This is a genomic window from Ruania zhangjianzhongii, from assembly GCF_008000995.1.
GTDB classification, from domain to species: domain Bacteria; phylum Actinomycetota; class Actinomycetes; order Actinomycetales; family Beutenbergiaceae; genus Ruania; species Ruania zhangjianzhongii.
Genome location: NZ_CP042828.1, coordinates 1558160 through 1581828 on the forward strand (window position 1 = coordinate 1558160; position 23669 = coordinate 1581828).

Below are 23669 nucleotides of genomic sequence, written 5' to 3' on the forward strand. Positions count from 1 at the left end.
AGGTGTAAGGGACGGGGAGGCGGCGGATGAGGGCCGACCCGGAGGGACGGTTCGACGCCCTGTACAGGGCTCACCATCAGGAGTTGTTGGCCTTCATCCGCCGCCGGTCAGAAGTTGGGGATGCGGAGGACGTGGTGGCCGAGACCTTCGTTGTCACGTGGCGCCGGATCGACGATGTCCCCGATCCGGCGCGGGGCTGGCTGTTCGCCGTCGCCCGCAACATCCTGCGCAACCACGAGCGCTCGCATCACCGGCAGCGCTCCTTGCGGGTGCACCTGGCTGCTCAAGGGCCGGTGTCCTCCCCGGACCCGGCAGCAGCGATCGCGGGCCGTACCGATCTGGTGCGCGCCTGGAACAGGCTCACCGACAATGAGCGGGAAGTCATCGCCCTCACCGCCTGGGACGAGCTGACCCAGGACGAGGCTGCGACTGTGCTGGGCTGCACCAAGGCCGCCTACGCCGTCCGTCTCTACCGGGCGCGCCGCCGACTCTTGCATCTGATCGACCGGACCACCTCGGGGGTGCGGCGTGCCTGAAGACTCGACACTGCTGCGCGCAGTGAAGACCCTGAACCCGGTACCCACCGGCGAGGTGCCGGTCTCGGCGACCCTCCGCGAGGAGATTCGGGCCCGGATCGACGCCGAGGCGGACACGGTACCGACCGCGGACGTGGTGCCGCGCCCGATCTCCCGGCCGACCCGCCGGATCCTCGCCGGTGCAGCGGCGGCGGTGCTGTTGCTGGTCGGAGTGTTCACGCTGATCCCGCAGAACTCGCCGGAGGCATATGCGAGCTGGACCGCCACCCCCACCGAGCTTGCACCGGCCGGGCTCGAGGAGATGGCCGAGCTCTGCCCACCCAGTGAGATCCCGCTGGGGCAGGAGATGGTCGAGGTGACCCCGACCATCGCCGAGCAGCGCGGTGACTACCGGATGATGCTGTCCGTGGCTGACGCCGGCTACCAGTGGTGCTTCGTGATGCCGGATCCCGAGGCGGAGGGCGGGGTGCAGCGCGGAGCGGAAGGCGTCGCCTGGCCCCCGGAGCAGTCCATCGAGCCGGAGGGCCCTGGTGAGGTGACGTTCCTGGAGGGCGGCACCCAGGAACCGTTCCCGGACCTCGGGCCGCTGACCATGGCGGTCGGCACCGCCGGCTCGGACGTGACCAGCGTGCGGGTGACCACCGCCGACGGTAGCTTCGCCGATGCCACCGTCGCCGACGGGTGGTGGATCGTCTGGTTCCCGGGCGAGGTGGAGTTCGCCGGCTCGCTCACGGTGACTACCACCGACGGGGAGCAGACCGAGGTGCCGGCGCAGTCCGCCCTCGGCTGACTCGCCGGCCCGGCTCGAGCTGACGTACGCGCCGTGCTATTGCTGCTCGCCAGTAATTCATCTACCGTTGAATTATTGGCGGAAGGACGAGCGATGGACGCTGCTATCGAGATCACCGGACTGGTGGTGGATCGCGGCGGGCGCACTGTGGTGCGGGGCGTCGACCTGAGCGTGCCGGCCGGATCGGTGACCGGGCTGCTCGGCCCCAGCGGCAGCGGGAAGACCACGCTGCTGCGCGCCATCGTCGGGGTGCAACGGGTGCGTTCCGGCTCCGTCGAGGTGCTCGGCCACGCGGCCGGTAGCCCCCCGCTGCGCCACCGGATCGGGTACATGACCCAGGCACCGAGCATCTATGCCGACCTGACGGTCACAGAGAATGTCCGCTACTTCGCCTCGCTGTACCGGCTCGGCCGGGACGCTGCCGCCCGGGCGATCGACGCCGTCGGCCTGACCGACCACGCCGACCAGGTGAGCCGCACCCTCTCCGGCGGGCAGCACTCCCGCGCCTCGCTGGCCTGCGCGATCGTCGCTCAGCCGGACCTGCTGGTCCTGGACGAACCGACCGTCGGCCAGGACCCGCTGCTCCGCGACGAGCTGTGGCAGCAGTTCCACGATCTGGCCGCACGGGGGACCACGATCCTGGTCTCCAGCCACGTGATGGACGAGGCGAACCGGTGTGATGAGCTGGTGCTGATCCGCGACGGCGCCCTGCTGCACACCGGGACTCCTGCGGCACTGAAGGCTAAGGCCGGCTGCGAGGACCTGGACGAGGCGTTCGGTCGTCTGGTCCGGCGGACGGAGGCGGCCTGATGCATGCCCGGCTGCTCGGCGCCACAGTGGGCCGGATCCTCGGCCAGTTGCGCCACGACCGCCCGACGATGGCGCTGGTGCTGCTGATGCCGATCGTGCTGCTCACCTTGGTGAAGTACATGTTCTCCGGCAACGACCCGTCCTTCCAGCGGGCCGCCCTGGTGATGCTCGGCATCTTCCCGTTCGTGCTGATGTTCGTGGTGACTTCGATCGCCATGCTTCGCGAACGCACCTCGGGCACGCTGGAACGGTTGCTGACCACCCCGATCGGCAAGCTGGACATCCTGTTCGCCTACGGTCTCGCGTTCGCGCTGGCGGCTACGGCCCAAGGTGCGGTGGCCACCGGTCTGGCGTACTGGCTGCTCGGGCTGGAGACCGCCGGGCCGGTGTGGCTGGTGATCCTGATCGCGGTGGCGAATGCGGTGCTCGGCGTGGCGCTGGGGTTGCTCTGCAGCGCGTTCGCGCGCACCGAGTTCCAGGCGGTGCAGTTCATGCCCGCTGTGGCGATCCCGCAAATCCTCCTCTGCGGACTGTTCGTGCCCCGGGAGCAGATGGCTGGCTGGCTGGAGGCGATCAGCAACGTGCTACCGCTGTCCTACTCGGTGGAAGCACTGCTGGAGGTCGGGGCGAACGTCGATCCGACCGGGGTGATGTGGCGGGACCTGGGCATCGTGCTCGGCGCGGTCGTGCTCGCGCTGGCGCTCGGTGGGCTGACATTGCGCCGCCGCAGTGCGTGACCGGGTGTGCGCCGCGCGCCGGTTAGGGTGCTGACGTGGCACGGCGGACCGGGAGACGCCCGGGGAACTCGGGGGCGAAGGCGCAGATCCTGGCGGCCGCCCGGGAGCAGTTTGCCGAGAACGGGTACGAGGGTGCCTCGATCCGCGCGATCGCGGCTGCAGCCGAGGTGGACCCGGCCCTGGTGCACCACTACTTCGGCACCAAGGAAGAGTTGTTCGTGGCGGCGGTCGCACCGCCCGCCGACCCGGGTGAGCTGATCCCGCAGGTGATCCAGGGCGATGTGGACCACCTGGGCGAGCGGGTGGTGCGGATGTTCCTGACCATGCTCGAGTCACCTGGCACCGGCCCAGGGTTCCGGGCGCTGCTGCGTGGGGCACTGGCGAACGACCTGTCCGCGCGGCTGCTCCGGGAGTTCTTCACCCGCCAGGTGGTCCGCCGGCTCACTACCGCGCTCGACGGCGTGGTGCCGGCCGGCGAGATGCCGATCCGCGCCGATCTGGTCGCCTCGCAGATCTTCGGGCTGGTCTTGGTGCGGTACCTGATCGGAGTGGAGCCGATCGCGAGCATGGACCATGAGCAGGTGGTCTCCGCGGTGGCCCCCACGGTGCAGCGATACCTGACCGGCGACCTCAGCTGAGATCGCGGCAGCGGAGGCAAACCCGTTGCCCAGGCCGCTCGGGTGGCTCTACCGTTCCGCCATGTCCCACCTCACCTCTCTCGACCGTCTGCGGACCCTCTGGCCGCCGAGCCTGCTGCGCGCCCGGGCTGGTGACCTGGAGTTGCGCTACCTCGACGACGACCTGCTCATCGAGTTGGCGGAGCTCGCCCCGCGCGGGGTGCACGACCCGGGCACGATGCCGTTCCTGTTCCCGTGGACCCGGGGGACGCCTACGGAGGTGGCCCGGAGTGTGCTCGTCTATCAGTGGCGCGCCCGCGCGGCGGTCACTGCCCACAGCTGGAGCCTGGAGCTGGCGGTGCTGCACCGCGGCGAGCCGGTAGGGATCCAAGCGATCGAGGCTGACGACTTCCCAGTCGCCCGCTGCGTCACCTCCGGCTCCTGGCTCGGTCAGGCGCATCAGGGGCAGGGCCTCGGTACGCAGATGCGCGCGCTGATGCTGTACCTGGCGTTCGAGGGGCTCGGCGCCGAGACCGCGACCACCTCCGCGTGGGCGGACAACCCTGCCTCGAACGCTGTCTCCGCCAAGCTCGGCTACCGCCCGAACGGCAGCAGCCGGCAGGGCCGTGAGGGCAAGCCCACCGAGCACCGGCACTACCGGATGGACCGTGCGAACTTCGACGCCCAGGCGGCCGCCCACACCGAGCTCCTCGGCCATGTGCACCTGGCGGGTGTGGCCGAACTGCGCGATTTCCTGCAGATCCCCGCGGAGCGCTGAGCTGGCGTTCTGCGCTGCGGTGTGGTTCCGACGCGCCACATGCGTCGGAACCACCCCGTAGGGCGGGCGCAGCGATCTCCGCCCGCGGCCATCGCCCCCGTGGCATCCTGACCCTGCGGGCGATCCCCGCACGAGGTAAGGAGAGTCGATGCCGATTCTGACCACCGCCGCAGACCCGGCGAGCGAAGAGTTCACGGCGAACGAGGTGGCCCAGCGCGCCCTGGCCACCGAGCTGCACCAGCGCCTCGCGCAGGTGGCCCGCGGCGGTCCGGAACGCTCCCGTACCCGGCACGTCCAGCGCGGCAAGCTGCTCCCGCGGGAGCGCATCCGGGTGCTGCTCGATCCCGGCAGCCCGTTCCTGGAGATCGCGCCGCTGGCGGCGTGGGACCTGTACGACGGGGAGTCTCCCGGGGCGGGGGTGATCGCCGGGATCGGCACGGTCGCCGGCCGGCAGGTGATGGTGCTCGCGAATGATGCCACTGTCAAAGGCGGCACCTACTACCCGATGACGGTGAAGAAGCAGCTGCGCGCCCAGCAGATCGCCGCCGAAAACCGGCTGCCCTGCCTGTACCTGGTGGACTCCGGTGGCGCCTACCTGCCGATGCAGGACGAGGTGTTCCCCGATGCCGACCACTTCGGCCGGATCTTCGCCAACCAGGCGACCATGTCCGCCGCCGGTATCCCGCAGCTGGCCGCAGTGCTCGGCTCCTGCACCGCCGGCGGTGCGTACGTGCCGGCGATGAGCGACGAGTCCGTGATCGTGCGCGGGCAGGGCACGATCTTTCTGGGCGGCCCGCCGTTGGTGAAGGCAGCGATCGGCGAGGAGGTCACCGCTGAGGAGCTCGGCGGCGGCGACCTGCACGCCCGCACCTCCGGCGTGGTGGACCACCTCGCCGAGGACGACCCGCACGCCCTGGCCATCCTGCGCGACGCGGTCGCCACGTTGCCACCACCGCTCCCGCCGGCCTGGGATGTGCACGAGACCCGGCCCCCCGCCGTCGATCCGGACACGCTCTACGGTGCGGTCACCACGGATCTGCGCACCGCCCAGGACCCGCGCGAGATCATCGCCCGGATCGTCGACGGCAGCCAGACCCACGAGTTCAAGGCGGAGTACGGAGCCACCCTGGTCACCTGCTTCGCCCGGATCCACGGCCACCCGGTGGGCATCGTCGCCAACCACGGGGTGCTGCTGAGCGAGTCGGCGGTCAAGGGCGCCCACTTCATCGAGCTGTGCGACCAGCGCGGCATCCCGCTGCTGTTCCTGCAGAACATCTCCGGCTTCCTGGTCGGCAAGGACGCCGAGGCCGGCGGGATCGCCAAGCACGGCGCGAAGATGGTCACCGCCGTGGCCACCACCCGGGTACCCAAGCTCACCGTGGTGGTCGGCGGGTCCTTCGGTGCCGGCAACTACTCGATGTGCGGGCGCGCCTACGCACCGCGGTTCCTGTGGATGTGGCCGCAGGCGCGGATCTCGGTGATGGGCGGGGAACAGGCCGCGAAGGTGCTCACCACTGTCCGCGCCGACCAGGCGGCGGCCCGCGGTGAGGAGTTCGACGACGCCGCCGCCGAGGCACTGGCCGCACCGGTGCGCGAGCAGTACGAACGCCAGGGCAACCCGTACTACGCCACCGCCCGGCTCTGGGACGACGGCCTCATCGACCCGGCGGACACCCGCACCGTGCTCGGTCTGGCGCTGGACGTGTGCTCCCGCACCCCGCTGCCCGCACCAGGCTTCGGCCTGTTCCGGATGTGATCGCGATGACGATCCCTTTCGAGACAGTCCTGGTGGCGAACCGCGGTGAGATCGCCGTGCGCATCATCGCTACCCTGCGCGCGCTGGGGATCCGCTCTGTAGCGGTGTACTCCGATGCCGACGACGGCGCGCCGCACGTTCTGCAGGCAGACGTCGCCGTGCGGCTGGGGCCGGCTCGGGCGAGCAAGTCCTATCTGGACGTGGCCGCGATCATCGCCGCGGCCCGATCTACCGGGGCCGAGGCGATCCACCCCGGGTACGGCTTCCTCTCCGAGAGCCCCGCGCTGGCGCGCGCCTGCGCCGAGGCTCAGATCACCTTCATCGGCCCCCGGGTAGCGGCACTGGCAGCGATGGGGGACAAGATCCGGGCGAAGGAGCTGGCCCGGGCGGCCGGGGTACCGGTGATCGACGGCGTGGCCGAACACCCTGCGGACACGGGGCACGGCGCGCCAGTTGACGGGGCCGACCCGGGCGAGCGGGACCGGGCGCTGGCCGAGGTGGCCGCCAGTCTCGGCTTCCCGGTGCTCATCAAGCCTTCGGCCGGGGGCGGCGGCAAAGGGATGGTCCGCGCCGAGGACGCCGCCGCACTACCCGAGGCGATCGCCTCCGCCCGCCGGGTCGCCGCTGCCGCGTTCGGCGACGACACCCTGCTGGTCGAGCGATTCCTGCCTGCACCCCGGCATATCGAGGTGCAGGTGCTCGCCGATGTGCACGGCCGAATGGTGGCGCTGGGGGAGCGGGACTGCTCGCTGCAACGCCGGCACCAGAAGGTGATCGAGGAGGCACCGGCCACTCTGCTCGACGGTCCCACCCGCACCCGGCTGGCCGAGGCCGCGTGCGCGGTCGCCGCGAGCGTGGACTATCGCGGTGCGGGCACAGTGGAGTTCCTCGTCTCCGCTGAGGATCCGGAGCAGTTCGCCTTCCTGGAGATGAACACCCGGCTGCAGGTGGAGCACCCGGTCACCGAGGCGGTGCTCGGTGTGGACCTGGTGGCCTGGCAGGTGCGTCTCGCCGCCGGGGACCGGCTCGACCTCGACCCCGGTCAGCTGCACCCCGCCGGGCACGCTGTGGAGGCCCGGATCTACGCCGAACGCCCGGACGCCGGCTTCCTGCCAGCCACCGGCACTGTGCACCAGGTTCGCTGGCCGGTCGGGGTACGGGTGGACGCCGGGATCGATGCCGGGTCGGTGGTCAGCACGCACTACGACCCGATGCTGGCGAAGGTGATCGCCACCGGCGCCGACCGCGCGGAGGCGCTGCACCGCCTCGATGGCGCGCTCGCCGAGACGGTGCTGCTCGGGGTGGACACCAACATCGGCTACCTGCGCCAGGTGCTGGCCACTGAGGATGTACGCGCCGGCACCGCCGATACCACCTTCCTGGACACTTTCGGTGCCACCACCACCGCCACGGGCGCGACCGCAGCCACGGGCACCGCCACGGGAGCGACCGCAGCCACGGGCCCCGCCGCCGCGCCGCGGCCACTACCGGAGGAGGCGGTGATCGCCGCGGGGCTGCTGCGGCACGCCGCTCGCTGGCGCGGCGGTCTCTGGGCGCAGCCGTCCGGCTGGCGGATCGGTGCGCCGGAGCCACCGGTGTACCGATTCGAGACGGCCACTGGCGGCGTCGGTGTGGCGATCAGCGGAGCGCCGGAAGCAGCGACCGCCCAGGTCCTGCCGGCGGCACCGACCCGCGACGCCGCCGTGGGGGTTGCTGACTCGGACCTGGCCACCCCGGCGGCACCCACAGCCGCCGAGTACCCGCTACGCCAGGTGAGCCTGACCCTGCGGCCGGGCTCCGCCGTCGAGCAGCTGCTCCGCATCGACGGGACAACTGTGCGGGTGCACTCCACCCTGACCGAGGAGGATCTCTGGCTGCATACTCCCGCCAGGACTCACCATCTGGCGATCGCCCAGCCCGTGGCCAGCACGACCCGTGCGGCCAGGGCTGATGCCCAGGTGCGATCCCCGATGCCCGGCACTGTGGTGGCCGTGCACGTGCTGGAGAACGACCTGGTGGCTGCCGAGGACCTGCTGGTGACCGTGGAAGCGATGAAGATGGAATATCAGGTGCGGGCGGGCAGCGCAGGTAGAATCCACCTGGCAGCCAGCGTCGGCGACCAGGTCGCCGCAGAGCAGGTGCTGGCCCACATCGACCCCGACGATCCACAAGATCACCCGGGGTGAGCAACGATCCACAAGATCAGACAGGGAAGTCACCATGCCTTACGGGTTCACCGCGGAGCACCTCGCGCTCGCCGACCAGGTCCGCTCCTTCGCCGATGACGTGGTCCGGCCGGCCGCCTACGACTACGACCGCAAGCGCGAGCTGCCGCTGGAGATCATCGCGCAGATGGGCCAGCACGGGATGTTCGCGCTCCCGTTCCCGGCCGAGTACGGCGGCCAGGACGACTTCGTGGGCTTCTGCCTCGCGGTGGAGCAGATCTCCCGGGTGGACCAGTCCCTGGGCGTCACCCTGGAGGCCGGCATCGGGCTCGGGGCGCTGCCGATCTTGCGGTTCGGCACCCGTGAGCAGCGCCAGCAGTGGCTGCCGGCGCTCGCCCGCGGAGAGGCCCTGGCGGCGTTCGGACTGACCGAGGCCGGCTCCGGGTCGGACGCCTCCGGCACCGCCACCACTGCCCAGCTGACCGACGGGCAGTGGGTGATCAACGGCACGAAGCAGTTCATCACCAACTCCGGCACACCGATCACCTCGGTGATCACCATTACCGCCGTCACCGGGCAGCTGAGGCGGCCGGACGGGTCCACCGTTCCGGAGCTGTCCGCGATCCTGGTCCCGGCCGGCACCCCAGGCCTGGAGGTCGGCCCGGCCTACGACAAGATCGGCTGGCACACCTCGGACACCCATCCGCTCACCCTCACCGACGTGCGCGTGCCGGAGGCGAACCTGCTCGGCGAACGCGGCCGCGGGTACGCCAACTTCGTCGCTTCCCTGGACGAGGGTCGGGTGGCGTTCGCCGCGCTGTGTTCCGGCGCCGCCGAGGGCTGCCTGGAGGAGGCGTTGGCCTACGCCAAGGAGCGGGAAGTGTTCGGTCGGCCGCTCGCGACCAACCAGTATGTCGCGTTCACCCTGGCCGAGATGCAGGCTCGGGTGCACTCCGCGCGGCTGGCCTGGATGGAGGCTGCGCGGATGATGGCCTCCGGGGAGAGGTTCAAGCTGCAGGCCTCGCTGGCCAAGCTGATCTGCTCCCAGGCTGCCGTGGCGAATGCCCGCGACGCGTCCCAGCTCTTCGGCGGCTACGGGTTCCTCGCCGAGAACGTGGTAGCCCGGCACTACCGGGACTCGAAGGTGCTCGAGGTGGGGGAGGGCACCACCGAGGTGCAGCTGGGCGTGATCGCCCGAGAGCTCGGGCTGTGCGATACGGGGTTCAGCCACCGCCCAGCGGATGCATCGGCGGCACCGGCCGCGCCGGAGGCACCGGCTGCACCGGCTGCACCGGCTGCACCGGCTGCACCGGCGGCATCGGCGGCACCGGCCGCGCCGGAGGCACCGGCTGCACCGGCGGCACCGGCCGCGCCGGAGGCCACCGGATGAGCGAGCAGCCCGAACCTGCGCCGCGGGAGATCCGCCAGCGCGGGCTGTACTACGAGGAGCTGGAGCTGGACGTGATCTACCGGCATGCTCCGGGTCGGACGCTCACCGAGAGCGACAACGTGCTCTTCTCCACGTTGAGCATGAACCCGCAGGCACTCCACCTGGACGCCGCCTGGTCGGCTGGCCAGCCGTTCGGCAAGCCGTTGATGAACTCGCTGTTCACCCTGGCCACGCTGGTCGGGCTCTCCGTGGGGCACCTGACCCAGGGCACCACTGTGGCCAACCTTGGCTTCGAGACCGTCACCTTCCCGGCGCCGCTGTTCCACGGTGACACGCTGTACGCCTCGACTGTGGTGCAGGCGAAGCGGCCGTCGAACAGGCGCCCCGGGCAGGGTGTGGTCACCTTCGAGCACACCGGGCACAACCAGCATGGCGAGCTCGTGGCCACAGCGGTACGCTCGGCGCTCCTCTGGTTCGCTCCGACGGAGTGAGAAGATGGAGGCGATCGCCCGCCGATGGGCCGACGGAGCCCGCCCGGGCGACCGCATCGATGCGAGAAAGGCACTATGAGTACCAGTTCGTTCACCCTCGGACCTGCGCTGCTGTTCTGCCCGGCGGACCGGCCGGACCGGTTCACCAAAGCGGCCGAGCGGTCCGACGGCGTGATCCTCGACCTCGAGGATGCGGTGGCGAACCGGGCGAGTGCCCGGGAGGCGCTGGTGGCCCACCCGTTGGATCCCGGCCGCACGGTGGTGCGGGTGAACGGAGTGGCCTCCGGTGAGCTCGAGGAGGATCTCTCCGCCGTGCGTGCGGCCGGCTACCACACGGTGATGCTGGCGAAGATGAGCACCCCGGAGGACGTGCAGCATCTCGACGACCTGCAGGTGCTGGCGCTGTGCGAGACCGCGCGCGGTGTGCTCGCCGCTCCGGAGATCGCCGCCGAACCGTCAGTGGTGGGGCTGATGTGGGGCGCTGAGGACCTGATGGTCTCCCTCGGTGGCACCTCGAGCCGGTTCTCGATCAGTACTGGCGGGGTGGCCGCCCCGTACCGGCCGGTCGCCCGGCACGCCCGCTCCCGGGTGCTGCTCGCCGCCCGTGCCTTCGGCAAGGCCGCGATCGATGCGGTGCATGTGGACATCGCGGACATGATCGGGCTTCGCGCCGAGGCCGAGGACGCGGTCGCCTCCGGCTACACCGCCACTGCGTGCATCCACCCGGACCAGGTGCCGGCGGTCCGGGACGCGTACCGGCCGACCACCGAGGCGGTCGCCCGGGCCCGCCGGGTGCTCGAGGAGGCCTCCGGTGCCGGCGTGCACCGGGTTGATGACCGGATGATCGATGCGCCGATGCTCGCTCAGGCTCGTGCCGTGCTGGACCGTGCCGAGCAGCTCGGCGACGCGGACTGACGCGCGTGCCGGCGGCTTGGCCGCGAGGCGCGCGGGCGCTGCTCGGGATGGCCGGGCTCGGCCCGTCGCCGGAGCAGGTGGGCCAGGTGGTCCGTGGCCGCATCGTGGTGATCACCGGCGCCTCCCGCGGTATCGGAGCGCAGCTGGCGGTGCGCCTGGCCGCTGTCGGCGCCACCGTGGCGCTGCTCGCCCGGGACGCAGCGGCCCTGGAGGCTGTCGCCGCCCGCTGCGGGCCGGCGGCGCACGCCTACCCGGTGGACCTGCGCGATACCGGGGCCGCGCGTGCCGTGGCCGAACGGATCCTGGCCGAGCACGGCACACCGGCGGTGCTGGTGGCCAATGCCGGCCACTCGATCCGCCGGTCGGTGGCAGCCAGCACGGACCGGTTCCACGACATCGAACGGCTCACCGGGGTGAACTTCACCGGTCCGGTGGCGCTCACCCTGCCGCTGCTGGCGGCGATGCGTGCCGACGGCGGAGGTCACCTGGTCTGGGTCGGTTCGGCCGGAGTAGGGCTGCCTGGGCCTGGGTTCAGCGGGTATCTGGCGACGAAGGCTGCGTTCGAGGCGTGGCTGCGCTGCCTCGGCCCGGAAGCGGCCGCCGACGAGGTGCAGATCAGCACGGTGCACCTGCCCCTGGTCCGCACGGCGATGAGCGCCCCGACCCGGGGCTATGACCGGCTACCGGCGCTGACCGCGACCGATGCGGCGGCGGTGCTGTGCCGCGCGATTGTGCACCGGCCCCGGGTGATCAGCCCGTGGTGGGCGCGGCTGGGTAGCGTCCTGACCGCTGCCGCACCAGCGACCGCGGAGCGGCTGGCTGCTACGAGCATCGCCGCCGCTGGTTCGCCCGCAGGCGGGTCGAGCACCCGTGCCCGGTAGCGGGCCGAGCCGCGCGGCGCGCAGTCGCCGGTCCATGTGGCACCTGGTGCCGGAGGCGGCGAGCGTGCTCCGGGCGGCGGGCCTGCGGCCGAAGGACGTCGCGGCACTGGGCGCGTTCACCGGCGTCGGCAGCAGGTGTGGCTCAGCTGGCACCGGCAGCTCTGGTGCCACCGGGCCCGAGCGTTCGGGCAGCCTTCGCGGGTATGGGCTGACCGTGGCCGGGGTGGGGATCTGGGCGGCGCGGCGCGCCAGGCACGCTCCGGTGCTCATCGACGACGGCGGGCCGGTCAGCGGGACCGCGTTGCTGCAGCTGGTGGCGGCAATGGCGGATGACCTCCGCGACGAGCGTGCCGTAGTGGTCAGCCGGGCCGACGACCGGCACCTGGTGGCCACGCTGATCGCCGCCGGAACGGTCGGGGTGGACGTGGTGCTCGTCGGGCCGCGGGCCGGCGCCGAGGAGGTTGCGGCAGCGCGGCAGCGGGCCGACGACCTGGCCGGGACCGGACCCCGACTGTCGGGGCAGCGACGGCGCGCACCTGCGGTGGTGTTGCACAGCTCCGGCACCACCGGTCGGCCGCACCCGCGCACCCAACGGGACGTCGGCCTCGCCCAACTGCCCACTCTCGTCTCGCTGATCGCGGCCCTCGGCCTGCGGCGGGCCGAACCGATGCTCCTCGCCGCGCCGGTCAGCCACGGACACGGCCTGTCCGCACTCGCCGCCGGGTTGCTGCTCGGGTCGCCGGTACTGCTCGGTGCCGCCCGCGCTCCGGACCGTGGGCTCAGCCAGCTGGCCGAGCACCGCGTGCGCACCTGGGTGGGGCTACCGACCCAGCTCGCCGACCTGATTACTGCCGCTGATGCCCGCCCGGGCAGCCCCGCGGGCGCTGCGCTGGGTGGACTGCGCCGAATCGTCACCGGGTCTGCGCCCCTGCCGGAGGAGCTCACCGCCGACGTGCACCGCCGGCTCGGCGAGGTGCTGGTGAACTATTACGGCAGCACCGAGGCCGGAACGGTGACTATCGCCAGGCCTGCGGACCTGGCGGCAGTACCAGCCACCGTTGGCCGCGCCGCCACCGGTGTGCAGATCGAGATCCGCGACCCGGCCGGCCGGGTCGCACCGGTGGGACAGGTCGGTGAGGTGGTGCTGCGCTCGCGGTGGCGGGCCGCCGGAGAACCGGTGTGGATCCACAGCAAGGACCGGGGCTGGCTGGACGAGGCGGGCCGGCTGGTGCTGGTCGGGCGTAGCGACGATGCCGTGCTGGTCGGCGGGCATGTGGTCAGCCTGGCGGCGGTGACGGCCTGGCTGCGTTCCCGGCCCGGGGTGCAGGAGGTGGCCGTGCGGGTGCAGCCCGACCAGCGGCTCGGCAGTGTGCTCGCGGCTCGGGTGCGCGGCACTGTGGACCTGCCCACTTTGCACGCCGAGGCCCGGACGGCCCTCGGTGACGCGGCCGCACCGCGGCACCTGTTGCCCTGGTGAGCCACCACCAGGGCGACCCGTGCAGGCCAGGGGAGCACCGCCGTCGACGACTGTGCTGCTCCGGGCGTGACCTACCGGCTGAGCGCCGGGCATCGAGCGCCGGTGGTGCTCTAGGGTTCAACACATGGATTCCGAAGAGCGTCTGGCCGTCTTCCTCGACTACGAGAACCTCGCCCTCGGGGCGCGTGACCATCTGGGCGGGATGTCCTTCGACTTCGGTCCGATCGCCGACGCGCTCGCCGTGCGCGGCCGGGTCGTGGTGCGCCGGGCGTACGCCGACTGGTCCTACTTCGACGAGGACCGCCGTTCGCTCACCCGGCACCAGGTGGAGCTGATCGAGATGCCGCAACGGATGGGCGCCTCCCGGAAGAACGCCGCCGACATCAAGATGGTGGTGGACGCGATCGAGATGGCGTTCGAGCGGGACTACATCTCCACGTTCGTGATGTGCACCGGGGACAGCGACTTCTCCCCGCTGGTGCACAAGCTGCGCGAGCTGAACAAGCGCGTGATCGGCGTGGGGGTGGAACTGTCCACCTCCCGGCTGCTGCCCCCGGCATGCGATGAGTTCCTGTTCTACGACCGGCTCGAAGGGGTGGAGGCGCCGGACGAGAGCGAACCGACCGAACGCCGTCGCCGAGGCCGCCGCAGTGCGAGCCCGCCGGCCACCGGCCGCTCCAGCACCGGCACCGGAGCCGCTGGCGGACCGGCTCCCGTGGTCGCCACGCCAGCCCCGGAGGATGCCGCCGACCCTGTCGCCACCTCCGCCGACGATGACGATTCCAGCGGCTCCGAGGAATCCCAGTCGCTGGAAGTGCTGGTGGCGCAGACCCTGGCGGGGCTGCAGACCTCCTCCAGCGGCGAGATCACCGCGTCGGTGCTCAAGCGCACGCTGCTGCGCAAGGACCCCACGTTCAGCGAGTCCGACCACGGGTTCCGCAGCTTCTCCGAAGTGCTGCGCCACCTGGCCGAGCGCGGCATCGTGGAGCTGGCCGCCGGCCCGGCCGCCGGGGACCCGGAAGTGTCGCTGCCCGAACAGGGGGAGACCGAGGATGCGTTCGCGCTGCTGCGCTCGGTGGTGTCCGGCTCCGGCGGTCCGGTGCCGCTGTCCGGACTGAAGAACCAGTTGCGCAAGCAGCGGCCGGACTTCTCCGAGAAGACCCTCGGCTACCGCAGCTTCCTGCAGTTCATCAAGGGTGCCGAGGCCGCTGGCGTGGTCGTCCTGCGGTGGGACGAGGATGCCGAGGACTACCTGCTCACCGTGTGAGCGTGCCGGGCGGGAATCGCCCTTGGTGCCTCCGCTAGACTGGGGGGCACAGGCATCGACCCGGCTATCACCGGTGAGCCTTTCGGAAGAACAGCCCTGCCGGGCCCAGTAGAACCGAACGGGTAGGCCCGTCACAGCCGCAGATGAAGTGGCGGGCCCCCTGCGGGCCGGCAAACGAGGTGGTACCGCGGGTCGCGCCTACTCGGGCGCGGATCGTCCTCGGACAGATCCGACCTCGAAGGACCGCAGATGAGCAGCGAGCGCCACTACCCCCGGCACACCGACGCTGACGGGGTCACCCCCTCCCCGAGTTTCCCGACCGTCGAGACCGACGTGCTGGCCTACTGGAAGGCCGACGACACGTTCCAGGCGTCCATCGATGCACGGCCGGCGGGCGAGGACGGGGCGGACGAGTTCGTCTTCTATGACGGCCCGCCGTTCGCCAACGGGCTGCCGCACTACGGGCACCTGCTCACCGGGTACGTCAAGGACGTCGTTCCGCGGTTCCAGACGATGATCGGCAAGCGGGTGGAGCGCCGGTTCGGCTGGGACACCCACGGTCTGCCGGCCGAGTTGGAGGCCGAGCGGCTGCTCGGCATCTCCACCAAGGCCGAGATCGAGGAGATGGGGATCGAGGCGTTCAACAAAGAGTGCCGCGAGTCCGTCCTTCGCTACACCAAGGAGTGGCAGGAGTACGTCACCCGGCAGGCCCGGTGGGTGGACTTCGAGAACGACTACAAGACTCTCGACCTGACCTACATGGAGTCGGTGATCTGGGCGTTCAAGCAGCTCTACGACAAGGGCCTGGCCTACGAGGGCTATCGGGTGCTGCCGTACTGCTGGCAGGACGAGACTCCGCTGTCCAACCATGAGCTGAGGATGGACGACGACGTCTACCAGATGCGCCAGGATCCGGCGGTGACTGTCGGAGTGCGGCTGTCCACCGGCGAGATCGCCCTGGTCTGGACGACTACCCCCTGGACACTGCCGTCCAACTTGGCCATCGTCGTCGGCGAGGACATCGACTACGTGGTGGTGGAGTCGAAGGCAACCGGCACGACTGAACGCTACGTACTCGCCGAGGCCCGGCTGGAGGCCTATGACCGTGAGCTGCGCAACGAGGGGGTCGAGGACCTGGCCGAGCAGGTGGTCGCCCGGCTGAAGGGCGCCGATCTGCTTGACCGCAGCTACACCCCGCCGTTCAGCTACTACCTCGGGCACGAGAACGCGTTCCGGGTGGTGGCCGCCGACTTCGTCACCACGTCGGACGGTACCGGGCTGGTGCACACCGCCGGTGCCTTCGGTGAGGACGACAAGGTGGTCACCGACCGGGAGAACATCGAGGCAGTGATGCCGGTGGGTCCGGACGGGAAGTTCACCGAACCGGTCAGCGACTACGCCGGCCAGCTGGTGTTCGACGCGAACGCCCCGATCATTGCCGACCTGAAGGCCGCCACCCGCGGCGAGGCAGCCGGATCGGTGACGGCCGGCACTGTGCTGCTGCGGCACGAGACCTACGACCACTCCTATCCGCACTGCTGGCGGTGCAAGAACCCGCTGATCTACAAGGGCGTGGAGTCCTGGTTCATCGCCGTGACTCAGTTCCGGGACCGGATGGTGGAGCTGAACGAACAGATCACCTGGGTGCCCGAGCACATCAAGCACGGCCAGTTCGGCAAGTGGCTTGAAGGTGCGCGGGACTGGTCGATCTCCCGGAACCGGTACTGGGGCACGCCGATCCCGGTGTGGGTCAGCGATGACCCGGCTCACCCGCGGATCGACGTGTACGGCTCGATCGCTGAGCTGGAGGAGGCGTTCGGCGTGCAGGTGAATGATCTGCACCGGCCGTTCATCGACGACCTCACCCGCCCGAACCCGGACGATCCGACCGGTCGCTCCACGATGCGGCGCATCCCGGATGTGCTGGACGTGTGGTTCGATTCCGGATCGATGCCGTTCGCCCAGGTGCACTACCCGTTCGAGAACACCGACTGGTTCGAGCATCACTACCCGGGTGACTTCATCGTGGAGTACATCGGGCAGACGCGCGGCTGGTTCTACCTGCTGCACGTGCTGGCCACCGCCCTGTTCGACCGGCCCGCGTTCCGGACGGTGCTCTCCCACGGCATCGTGCTCGGCAACGACGGACGCAAGGCGAGCAAGTCGCTGCGCAACTACCCCGACCCAGCCGAGATGTACGACCAGCACGGCTCCGACGCGGTGCGCCTCGCCCTGATGGGCTCCCCGGTGCTGCGCGGGGGCAACCTCGTGGTGGCTGAGGAATTGATCCGCGATCAGGTGCGCCAGGTGCTGCTCCCGCTGTGGAACACCTGGTACTTCTTCGGGCTGTACGCGAACACCTGCGACGGCGGAGCGGGCTTGGATGCTCGACCTCCCCGTGCGGAGGAGGTACCGGAGCTGGCCGTGCTGGACCGGTACGTGCTCGCTCGCACCCGGTCGCTGACCGAGGCGGTCCGGGCTGATCTTGAGGCATATGAGATCGCTAGTGCCGTGGCCCGGGTGCGTGAGCACCTGGACGTGCTCACCAACTGGTACGTCCGTACCTCTCGGAACCGGTTCTGGGAGGAGGACGAGGGCGCCTATCGCACGCTGTACGCCGCGCTCGAGGTGCTGCTGCGGGTGATGGCACCGCTCGCACCGATGGTCACCGAGGAGATCTGGCGGGGCCTGACCGGCCGGCGCAGCGTGCACCTGACCGACTGGCCGGTGCCCGGCAACTCAGGCGATGCCAGCGCTGCCGCTCTGGTGGCCGACGACGACCTGGTCGAGGCGATGGACGCCGTCCGGGACGTGGTCTCCACCACGCACGGACTGCGCAAGGCGAACCAGCTCCGGGTGCGCCAGCCGCTGCGCCGGGTGCGGGTGGCCGTGGACACCCCCGAGGCGCTGGCTCCGTTCACCGACCTGATCGCGGAAGAGGTGAACGTGAAGTCCGTGGAGGTGCTGAACCTCGCTGACGGTGCGGCCGCCGAGTACGGCGTCTACACCAAGCTCACCGTGAACGCCCGCGCCGCTGGGCCGCGGTTGGGCAAGCTGGTGCAGCAGGCGATCGCCGCCTCCCGGTCGGGAGCCTGGCAGCAGGCCGCGGACGGGACCGTGGTGGCCGACGGGATCGTGTTGCAGGAGGGGGAGTTCACCCTGAGCACCGAGATCGAGGACCGGTTCGGGGACACGATCGCTGCGGGCGTGCTCGACGGCGGTGGTTTCGTGGTGCTGGACCTGGAGCTGGATGATGAGCTGCTCGGGGACGGGTACGCCCGGGACGTGGTGCGCCAGGTGCAGGACGCGCGCAAGGCCGCCGGTCTGCACGTGGCCGACCGGATCACGCTCGCGCTCGGAGTGCCGGGCAACTGGGCCCAGGCCGTTGCCGACCGGTCCGACTTCATCGCCGCGGAGACGCTCGCCACCTCGGTGCGGGTGGACGCAATGGCGGCCACCAACGATCCGGATCACTCTGTCGGGATCGAACTGGCGAAGGACCTGCAATGGACGTGACCAGTCACCGGTACGGGTACGGCGAAGAGGACAAGCCGGTGAAGTCTCCGGCCGAACAGGCCGCCGCAGCCGCCGCCGAGGCGGAGGCTGCTGAGATCTACGCCGGGATCGTCGCCCGCGCGCCGGAGCACAAGATCTCACCGACGATCGACCGCGTCGCCGAACTGGTGGATCTGCTCGGCTCCCCGCAGCATGCCTACCGAGCGATCCACCTCACCGGGACGAACGGGAAGAGCTCCACCGCCCGGATGATCGAGCGCCTGCTCCGGGAGGTGGGGCTGCGCACCGGCCGGTTCACCTCCCCGCACCTGCACTCGGTGCGCGAGCGGATCTCGATCGACGGCGAGCCGATCAGCGCCGAGCAGTTCGTGGACACCTGGCGCGACATCGAACCCTATGTGCAGATGGTGGACACCAGCCTGGCCGAGCGTGGGCAGAGCCGGCTGAACTTCTTCGAAGTGCTCACCGCGATGGCCTACGCCGCCTTCGCCGACGCCCCGATCGAGGTGGCTGTGGTGGAGGTGGGCCTGGGCGGGGAGTGGGACTCCACGAACGTGATCGACGGCGAAGTTGCGGTGTTCACCCCGATCGCGCGGGACCACGAACGCTGGCTCGGCCGCGAGCTGGAGGAGATTGCCGGCGTCAAGGCCGGGATCATCAAAAAGCTCGACCCACCCGCTGTCGTGGTCTCCGCCGAGCAGCCGGAGGAGGTGGCTGTGGTCCTCGCCCAGCGGGCCGTCCAGCAGGGCGCCCGCGTGGTCGCGCAGGGCTATGACGCCGAGGTGGCCGAGCGGATGGTGGGCGTCGGTGGACAGCTGATCAACCTGCGCACCCCCGCCGGGCTATACACCGAGATCTTCCTGCCGCTGCACGGCGCCCACCAGGCGCAGAATGCGCTGCTGGCGCTGACCGCCGTCGAGCAGTTCCTCGGTGGCGGGGCGCTCTCCGGTGAGGTGGTGGAGGCCGCATTCGCGGACGTGACCTCCCCGGCCCGGCTGGAGCTGGTCCGGTCCAGCCCGGCGGTGCTGGTCGATGCGGCCCACAACCCGGCCGGTGCCCAGGTCCTGGTCGACGCCGTGGAGGAGGCGTTCGCGTTCACCCGGCTGGTCGGTGTGGTCGGCGTGATGGCGGACAAGGACGCCGAAGGCATCCTGTCGGTGCTGGAGCCGCTGCTGGACGAGGTGGTGATCAGCCAGTCCACCTCGATGCGGTCGATGGATCCCGACGACCTCGCCGAGATCGCCCGGGACATCTTCGACGAGGACGTGGTGCACGTGCAGGCCAACCTGGCCGAGGCAATCTCCCTGGCTGCGGACCTCGCCGAGCAGGGCGAGCGGGACCAGATCGCCACCGGCACCGGTGTCCTGGTGACCGGGTCGGTGATCCTGGCCGGCGAGGCTCGGGCGGTCTTCGGGAAGAAGGACTGACCCCGTCGGTCGGGAGTGCCTGCTCGTGCGAGGAGCGAGCGATTGCCGGCCGCATGAGTGAGGGGGTTGCCGGCCGCATGAGCGAGCGCTCGTGAGCGCGGCAGGGCATACTGACGCGGGAACGCGAGTGTGATCGCATCGCCGGTGAACTGAAGATGCCGGGCTATCCACAGCCCCCGTCGGCCCCAGCAGCGGGTGAGACGGTTCAGTGGTGGAATCGCCATCGTCGATGATCCACACTGAAGGAGTGATCACGTTGGGCCTGGAGATGTGGGTGTCGATCGCCGCCCTGCTGGGCGTAGCGATTGCGCTCTACAGTGCCCTGAACGCGTCGACCAAACGGCTTCACGCAGAGATGAGTAGTTTCCGCACCGAGATGAGGGACGGTATCTCGGAGCTACGCATGGAGTTCAAGGCTGAGCTCTCGGAGGTACGCACGGAGCTCAAGGGCGACATTGCTGGTTTGGATGAGCGCCTTGCCGGGTTGCGGACGGAGCTCAAGGGTGACCTTGCCGGTTTGGATGAGCGCCTTGCCGGGTTGCGGACGGAGCTCAAGGGCGACATTGCTGGCCTGGATGAGCGGATCACCGGGTTGGACGACCGCGTCGCCAGCCTTGATTCGAGTGTCGTGAGGCTCGATGAGCGGATCGCGCGTCTCGATGATCGGGTGGCCGGCGTGGACACGCGCGTCGCCCGGTTGGATGACCGGGTCGCAGGCCTGGATGACCGCGTGTACGCGCTGGCGGTGGGCCTGAGGCCGCAGCTGCATCAGCGTGAGGGTGCGGAGCACGGCGGTCCCGCGGGGAGCACTGCCTGACCGCCGCTGGCGCCATCATCAGTACTCTGGGCGGCATGAAGGTTCTGGTCACCGGCGGCGCCGGGTATATCGGCTCCGTGACCGCTCGTGCGCTGGAGCAGGCCGGCCACGTCCCGGTGCTGCTGGACTCGTTGGTCGCGGGGGAGCGGGCATTCACCGAGGGCCGGATCTTCTACCACGGTGATATCGCCGACCGAGAGCTGCTGCGGCGGATCCTCGTCGAGCATCCGGAGATCAGTGCCACCGTGCATATGGCCGCCCGTACGGTGGTCCCGGAATCGATCGCGCAGCCGTATGAGTACTACCGCAACAACGTGGCCAAGTCGCTGGAACTGTTCGACGAGCTGACGCGGTCAGGCAGGCCGCGAGTGCTGTTCTCCTCCTCAGCGGCGGTGTACGGACCGGCACCGGATTTCGAGGTGCACGAGGACCATCTACTCGCCCCGTCCTCCCCGTACGGGCGCACCAAGCTGATGGTCGAGGAGATCCTTGCCGATCTGAGTGCCGGTACCGACCTGCGGGCGGTGGTGTTGCGCTACTTCAACCCGATCGGCTCGGACCCGGAGCTGCGCAGCGGCGTCTACGCCGGTGTGCCCAGCCATGTCCTCGGCCAGCTGGTGCGCACCGCCCTCGGGGAACAGGAGAGCTTCACTCTCACCGGCACCGGCCTACCCACCCGAGACGGCACCGGGTTGCGCGACTACGTGCACGTATGGGACCTGGCCCGGGCACATGTGCGCGCCCTGGAACGCTTCGACGATGCGCTCGCGCACGCCGAGACCGACCATCTGGTGCTCAACGTGGGCACCGGTCAGGGCGTGACGGTCCGGGAGCTGCACTCCGCCGTCGAGCGGGTGAGCGGGGTGAGTGTGCCGGTGGTGACCGCACCTCCCCGGCCGGGTGACGCCGTCGGCGCGTTCGCGAACGTGGACCGGGCGGCCGAGCTGCTCGGCTGGCGTGCCGAGCTCAGCCTTGAGGCCGGTATTGCTTCCTCGCTCGACTGGATGCGGCGGCGGTCCGAGGTGCTCGGCGGCTAGCCGGCCTCCCTGGGCCGCGAACGCTCCCGGGCGCGTCGACACTCGCGGTTCTCGCACCAGGGAGCGCTCACGAGATTGGTGGATCAAGCCCCGCGCGCGAGCGCTCCGGCCAGGAAGGCGATCTGGCCAGCATGCTGGTGGTCCTCACCGAGCACGCTCATCAGCCGCACGGCGAGCGTGACCGGCGGATCCCAGGCATCGTCCACCACCCGGTCCAGGTCGGCGTCGGTGAGGGTGGCCAGGTAGCGCGCGGTCGCCGCATGGGTGGCGCGGTGATAGTCGACCAGGTCGGCAGCGCTGAGCCCACGCACCTGCGCTACCTGGGCGCTGCTGTGCCCGAAACCGGTGTCGCCGGTCTCGAACGGGAGGCCGAAGCGCCCCGCCCAGTCGTCGGCGGTCCACACCTGCTCGGTGCCGGCCACCTCCGCCACGTGATCGTCCTGCACGCGGGTCAGGTGCCAGGCGAGCCAGGCGATCGAGTTCGCCTCCGGATCGATCCGAGCCTCCAGCTCAGCCGGCCCGATCCCGTCCAAGGCGCCGGTCAGTACCTGCTCCACGCGGGCGAACCCGTCCTTGAGCAGATCGGTGGCAGCGGTCATCATGCTCCTCTCGGTCACAGACCCGCCTCGGCGAGCCAGCCTTCGGCGATCGTGGCAGAGTCCTGTTGGTCGTTCACGCTGGCAGCGTTCATCTGGATCAGCGCGTCAGTGGTCAGCGCCTCGCTGACCGGGTCCAGCACCTCGGCCAGTTCCTCACTGAGGTCGGCGGAGACGAGCGGCACCACGTTCTGCGCCAGGATCATGTTCTCCGGGTCCTCCAGGGTGACAAAGTCCCCGGTGGCCAGGTCCGGGTCGGCGGTGTAGATGTCGCCCATGGTGATCGTGCCGTCCCGGATCGCATCCTTGGTGAGCGGGCCGCCGCTGTCGCCGATCGAGGTGAACTCCACCTGCACTCCGTAGAAGTCGCTCAGTCCGGGCGGACCGTAGGGGCGGGACTCGAGCTCAGCGTTGCCGCCTACGGTGATCGTGCCGTCGTAGTCGGCCAGATCCGCGAGGCTGGTGATGGCGTTCGACTCGGAGAACTCGGTGGTCACGTTGTAGGAGTCGGCATCCTGCGCCTCGGCGTAGTTCAACACCGCCAGCCCCTCCGGCAGCGCATCCGGAAGCGCCGCGGCGACGTCCTCCGGGCTACGTGCCTCGGTGTCCTCGGCGTAGAACTGCAGCAGGTTGCCGGTGTACTCCGGCAACACCTGCACATCCCCGTCATCCATCGCCTGCAGGTAGGCGTCCCGCTGCCCGATCTGGAACTGCCGCTCCACGGTGTAACCGGCATCCTCGAGCACCTGGGCGTAGGCCTCGGCGATGATCTCGTTGGAGTAGTAGGCCTGCGAGCCCACCACGATGGTGTCTGCGCCACCGCCGCCGTCCTCGGATCCAGCGTCGTCCGGGTCCTCCAGCGGGTCACCGGAGCCGCAGGCGGCCACCAGCGCCAGGGCGAGGCCGGCCACCAAGCCGGCGGGGGCGGTGCGGCGCCAGGAGCGCGGCGTGGCAGGAGTAGTCATCAGGATCCTTCCGTTGCAACAGCGGGGGAGTGCGAGGTCTCGGTCTCGGCGGGGCTGCCCGGCCCAGGGACTTGGTCCGGTACGCGGCGGGAGCGGGCGAGGAGCCACATGATCAGTGCGAACAGGCCGTCCAGCACCAGGGCGAGTGCCACGATCACCAGCGCGCCGCCGAGCATCTGTTCATAAGTCCGGATCGCGATCCCGCGGATGATGTAGATACCGAGGCCACCCAAGCCTACGTAGGCGGCGAGCACGGCGGTCGCCACGATCTGCAGAGTGGCGCTGCGCAGCCCGCCGAGAAGTAGCCCGAGGCCGATCGGGGCTTCCACCCGAAGCAGGATCTGCCACTCGGTCATCCCCATCGCCCGGGCGGCGTCCACCACGTCCGGATCCACCGACTCGATCCCGGCATAGGCACCGGCCAGCACCGCGGGAACACCGAGCACCACGAAGACTACGGTCGCAGCCAGTACAGCGTCCCCCGACCCCGACCAACAAGGTGAGGATGGTCAGTAACCCGAGCGAAGGAAGCGCCCGCGCGGCACCGGACAGCGCCACGGCGAGCTGCTTGCCCCGGCCGGTATGGCCGATCGCATAGCCGATCGGGATCGCGATGACGGCGGAGACCACCACCGCGATCACCGTGTACAGCAGGTGCTCACCCAAGCGGGTGAGGACGGCGTCCGGTCCGGTCTGCTGCT

Annotated in this window: 21 protein-coding genes; 18 read left to right on the forward strand and 3 right to left on the reverse strand. The window is 70.4% G+C overall.

Features of this window, described 5'->3' with window-relative positions:
* Window positions 1-26: 26 nt before the first annotated feature.
* From FU260_RS07230 to galE, 18 genes are all read left to right on the forward strand, one after another.
* A complete protein-coding gene (locus FU260_RS07230; RefSeq protein ID WP_147916451.1) occupies window positions 27-536 on the forward strand; it encodes an RNA polymerase sigma factor in 510 nt (169 codons plus the stop codon).
* Window positions 529-1326 (forward strand): hypothetical protein, encoded by a 798-nt coding sequence (locus tag FU260_RS07235; protein ID WP_147916452.1) that lies wholly within the window; start codon window positions 529-531, stop codon window positions 1324-1326. The genes FU260_RS07230 and FU260_RS07235 overlap by 8 nt, the downstream gene beginning before the upstream one ends.
* A 93-nt stretch (window positions 1327-1419) precedes the next feature.
* Window positions 1420-2136 carry an ABC transporter ATP-binding protein gene (locus FU260_RS07240; RefSeq protein WP_147916453.1) on the forward strand — a complete coding sequence of 239 codons (717 nt, stop codon included), beginning with the start codon at window positions 1420-1422 and terminating at the stop codon, window positions 2134-2136.
* Complete coding sequence (locus tag FU260_RS07245; RefSeq protein ID WP_147916454.1) at window positions 2136-2873, forward strand: ABC transporter permease; 738 nt, start codon at window positions 2136-2138, stop codon at window positions 2871-2873. The genes FU260_RS07240 and FU260_RS07245 overlap by 1 nt, the downstream gene beginning before the upstream one ends.
* Window positions 2874-2908: 35 nt before the next feature.
* A complete protein-coding gene (locus FU260_RS07250) occupies window positions 2909-3511 on the forward strand; it encodes a TetR/AcrR family transcriptional regulator (protein ID WP_147916455.1) in 603 nt (200 codons plus the stop codon).
* Between the two features lie 61 nt (window positions 3512-3572).
* Window positions 3573-4268, forward strand: coding sequence for a GNAT family N-acetyltransferase (locus FU260_RS07255; protein ID WP_147916456.1), 696 nt, complete (start codon window positions 3573-3575; stop codon window positions 4266-4268).
* 148 nt (window positions 4269-4416) lie between these two features.
* A complete protein-coding gene (locus FU260_RS07260) occupies window positions 4417-6024 on the forward strand; it encodes a carboxyl transferase domain-containing protein (protein ID WP_147916457.1) in 1608 nt (535 codons plus the stop codon).
* A 5-nt stretch (window positions 6025-6029) separates the two neighbouring features.
* The gene (locus FU260_RS07265) at window positions 6030-8210 is read left to right on the forward strand and encodes an acetyl/propionyl/methylcrotonyl-CoA carboxylase subunit alpha (protein ID WP_187368372.1); all 2181 of its coding nucleotides are present in this window, start codon (window positions 6030-6032) and stop codon (window positions 8208-8210) included.
* Between the two features lie 34 nt (window positions 8211-8244).
* Complete coding sequence (locus tag FU260_RS07270) at window positions 8245-9579, forward strand: acyl-CoA dehydrogenase family protein (protein WP_235912230.1); 1335 nt, start codon at window positions 8245-8247, stop codon at window positions 9577-9579.
* Window positions 9576-10070, forward strand: a complete 495-nt coding sequence (locus FU260_RS07280; RefSeq protein WP_147916458.1) for a MaoC family dehydratase — start codon at window positions 9576-9578, stop codon at window positions 10068-10070. Before FU260_RS07270 ends, FU260_RS07280 begins: the two co-directional genes overlap by 4 nt.
* Window positions 10071-10145: 75 nt before the next feature.
* Complete coding sequence (locus tag FU260_RS07285) at window positions 10146-10985, forward strand: HpcH/HpaI aldolase/citrate lyase family protein (RefSeq protein WP_147916459.1); 840 nt, start codon at window positions 10146-10148, stop codon at window positions 10983-10985.
* A gap of 5 nt (window positions 10986-10990) precedes the next feature.
* Entirely contained in the window at window positions 10991-11866 is an 876-nt protein-coding gene (locus FU260_RS07290) for an SDR family NAD(P)-dependent oxidoreductase (RefSeq protein WP_147916460.1), read from the forward strand.
* A gap of 34 nt (window positions 11867-11900) precedes the next feature.
* Window positions 11901-13343 carry a class I adenylate-forming enzyme family protein gene (locus FU260_RS07295; protein WP_147916461.1) on the forward strand — a complete coding sequence of 481 codons (1443 nt, stop codon included), beginning with the start codon at window positions 11901-11903 and terminating at the stop codon, window positions 13341-13343.
* A 124-nt stretch (window positions 13344-13467) separates the two neighbouring features.
* Entirely contained in the window at window positions 13468-14610 is a 1143-nt protein-coding gene (locus tag FU260_RS07300; RefSeq protein ID WP_147916462.1) for a PIN domain-containing protein, read from the forward strand.
* A 249-nt stretch (window positions 14611-14859) separates the two neighbouring features.
* The gene (ileS, locus tag FU260_RS07305; RefSeq protein WP_147916463.1) at window positions 14860-18126 is read left to right on the forward strand and encodes an isoleucine--tRNA ligase; all 3267 of its coding nucleotides are present in this window, start codon (window positions 14860-14862) and stop codon (window positions 18124-18126) included.
* Window positions 18117-19553: a bifunctional folylpolyglutamate synthase/dihydrofolate synthase gene (locus tag FU260_RS07310; protein ID WP_147916464.1), complete on the forward strand. Its 1437-nt coding sequence runs from the start codon at window positions 18117-18119 to the stop codon at window positions 19551-19553. The genes ileS and FU260_RS07310 overlap by 10 nt, the downstream gene beginning before the upstream one ends.
* A 247-nt stretch (window positions 19554-19800) precedes the next feature.
* The gene (locus FU260_RS07315) at window positions 19801-20370 is read left to right on the forward strand and encodes a hypothetical protein (RefSeq protein ID WP_147916465.1); all 570 of its coding nucleotides are present in this window, start codon (window positions 19801-19803) and stop codon (window positions 20368-20370) included.
* Between the two features lie 35 nt (window positions 20371-20405).
* Window positions 20406-21407, forward strand: coding sequence for a UDP-glucose 4-epimerase GalE (galE, locus tag FU260_RS07320; RefSeq protein WP_147916466.1), 1002 nt, complete (start codon window positions 20406-20408; stop codon window positions 21405-21407).
* 83 nt (window positions 21408-21490) lie between these two features.
* Here galE and FU260_RS07325 read toward each other — a convergent pair whose 3' ends face one another.
* Genes FU260_RS07325 through FU260_RS24085 form a run of 3 tightly spaced genes read right to left on the reverse strand, consistent with a single transcriptional unit; the run spans window position 21491 to window position 23417 of the window.
* Window positions 21491-22006: a mycothiol transferase gene (locus tag FU260_RS07325; protein WP_147916467.1), complete on the reverse strand. Its 516-nt coding sequence runs from the start codon at window positions 22004-22006 to the stop codon at window positions 21491-21493.
* Between the two features lie 14 nt (window positions 22007-22020).
* A complete protein-coding gene (locus FU260_RS07330; protein WP_147916468.1) occupies window positions 22021-22968 on the reverse strand; it encodes an ABC transporter substrate-binding protein in 948 nt (315 codons plus the stop codon).
* The gene (locus FU260_RS24085) at window positions 22968-23417 is read right to left on the reverse strand and encodes an ABC transporter permease (RefSeq protein WP_244951270.1); all 450 of its coding nucleotides are present in this window, start codon (window positions 23415-23417) and stop codon (window positions 22968-22970) included. Before FU260_RS24085 ends, FU260_RS07330 begins: the two co-directional genes overlap by 1 nt.
* Between the last annotated feature and the right edge of the window lie 252 nt (window positions 23418-23669).

Coding starts and splice junctions, on each gene's coding strand:
- FU260_RS07230 (WP_147916451.1), top strand. CDS start 27: ATGAGGGCCGACCCGGAGGGACGGTTCGACGCCCTGTACAGGGCTCAC.
- FU260_RS07240 (WP_147916453.1), top strand. CDS start 1,420: ATGGACGCTGCTATCGAGATCACCGGACTGGTGGTGGATCGCGGCGGG.
- FU260_RS07245 (WP_147916454.1), top strand. CDS start 2,136: ATGCATGCCCGGCTGCTCGGCGCCACAGTGGGCCGGATCCTCGGCCAG.
- FU260_RS07255 (WP_147916456.1), top strand. CDS start 3,573: ATGTCCCACCTCACCTCTCTCGACCGTCTGCGGACCCTCTGGCCGCCG.
- FU260_RS07260 (WP_147916457.1), top strand. CDS start 4,417: ATGCCGATTCTGACCACCGCCGCAGACCCGGCGAGCGAAGAGTTCACG.
- FU260_RS07265 (WP_187368372.1), top strand. CDS start 6,030: ATGACGATCCCTTTCGAGACAGTCCTGGTGGCGAACCGCGGTGAGATC.
- FU260_RS07270 (WP_235912230.1), top strand. CDS start 8,245: ATGCCTTACGGGTTCACCGCGGAGCACCTCGCGCTCGCCGACCAGGTC.
- FU260_RS07280 (WP_147916458.1), top strand. CDS start 9,576: ATGAGCGAGCAGCCCGAACCTGCGCCGCGGGAGATCCGCCAGCGCGGG.
- FU260_RS07285 (WP_147916459.1), top strand. CDS start 10,146: ATGAGTACCAGTTCGTTCACCCTCGGACCTGCGCTGCTGTTCTGCCCG.
- FU260_RS07295 (WP_147916461.1), top strand. CDS start 11,901: ATGTGGCACCTGGTGCCGGAGGCGGCGAGCGTGCTCCGGGCGGCGGGC.
- FU260_RS07300 (WP_147916462.1), top strand. CDS start 13,468: ATGGATTCCGAAGAGCGTCTGGCCGTCTTCCTCGACTACGAGAACCTC.
- ileS (WP_147916463.1), top strand. CDS start 14,860: ATGAGCAGCGAGCGCCACTACCCCCGGCACACCGACGCTGACGGGGTC.
- FU260_RS07310 (WP_147916464.1), top strand. CDS start 18,117: ATGGACGTGACCAGTCACCGGTACGGGTACGGCGAAGAGGACAAGCCG.
- galE (WP_147916466.1), top strand. CDS start 20,406: ATGAAGGTTCTGGTCACCGGCGGCGCCGGGTATATCGGCTCCGTGACC.
- FU260_RS07325 (WP_147916467.1), bottom strand. CDS start 22,006: ATGACCGCTGCCACCGATCTGCTCAAGGACGGGTTCGCCCGCGTGGAG.
- FU260_RS07330 (WP_147916468.1), bottom strand. CDS start 22,968: ATGACTACTCCTGCCACGCCGCGCTCCTGGCGCCGCACCGCCCCCGCC.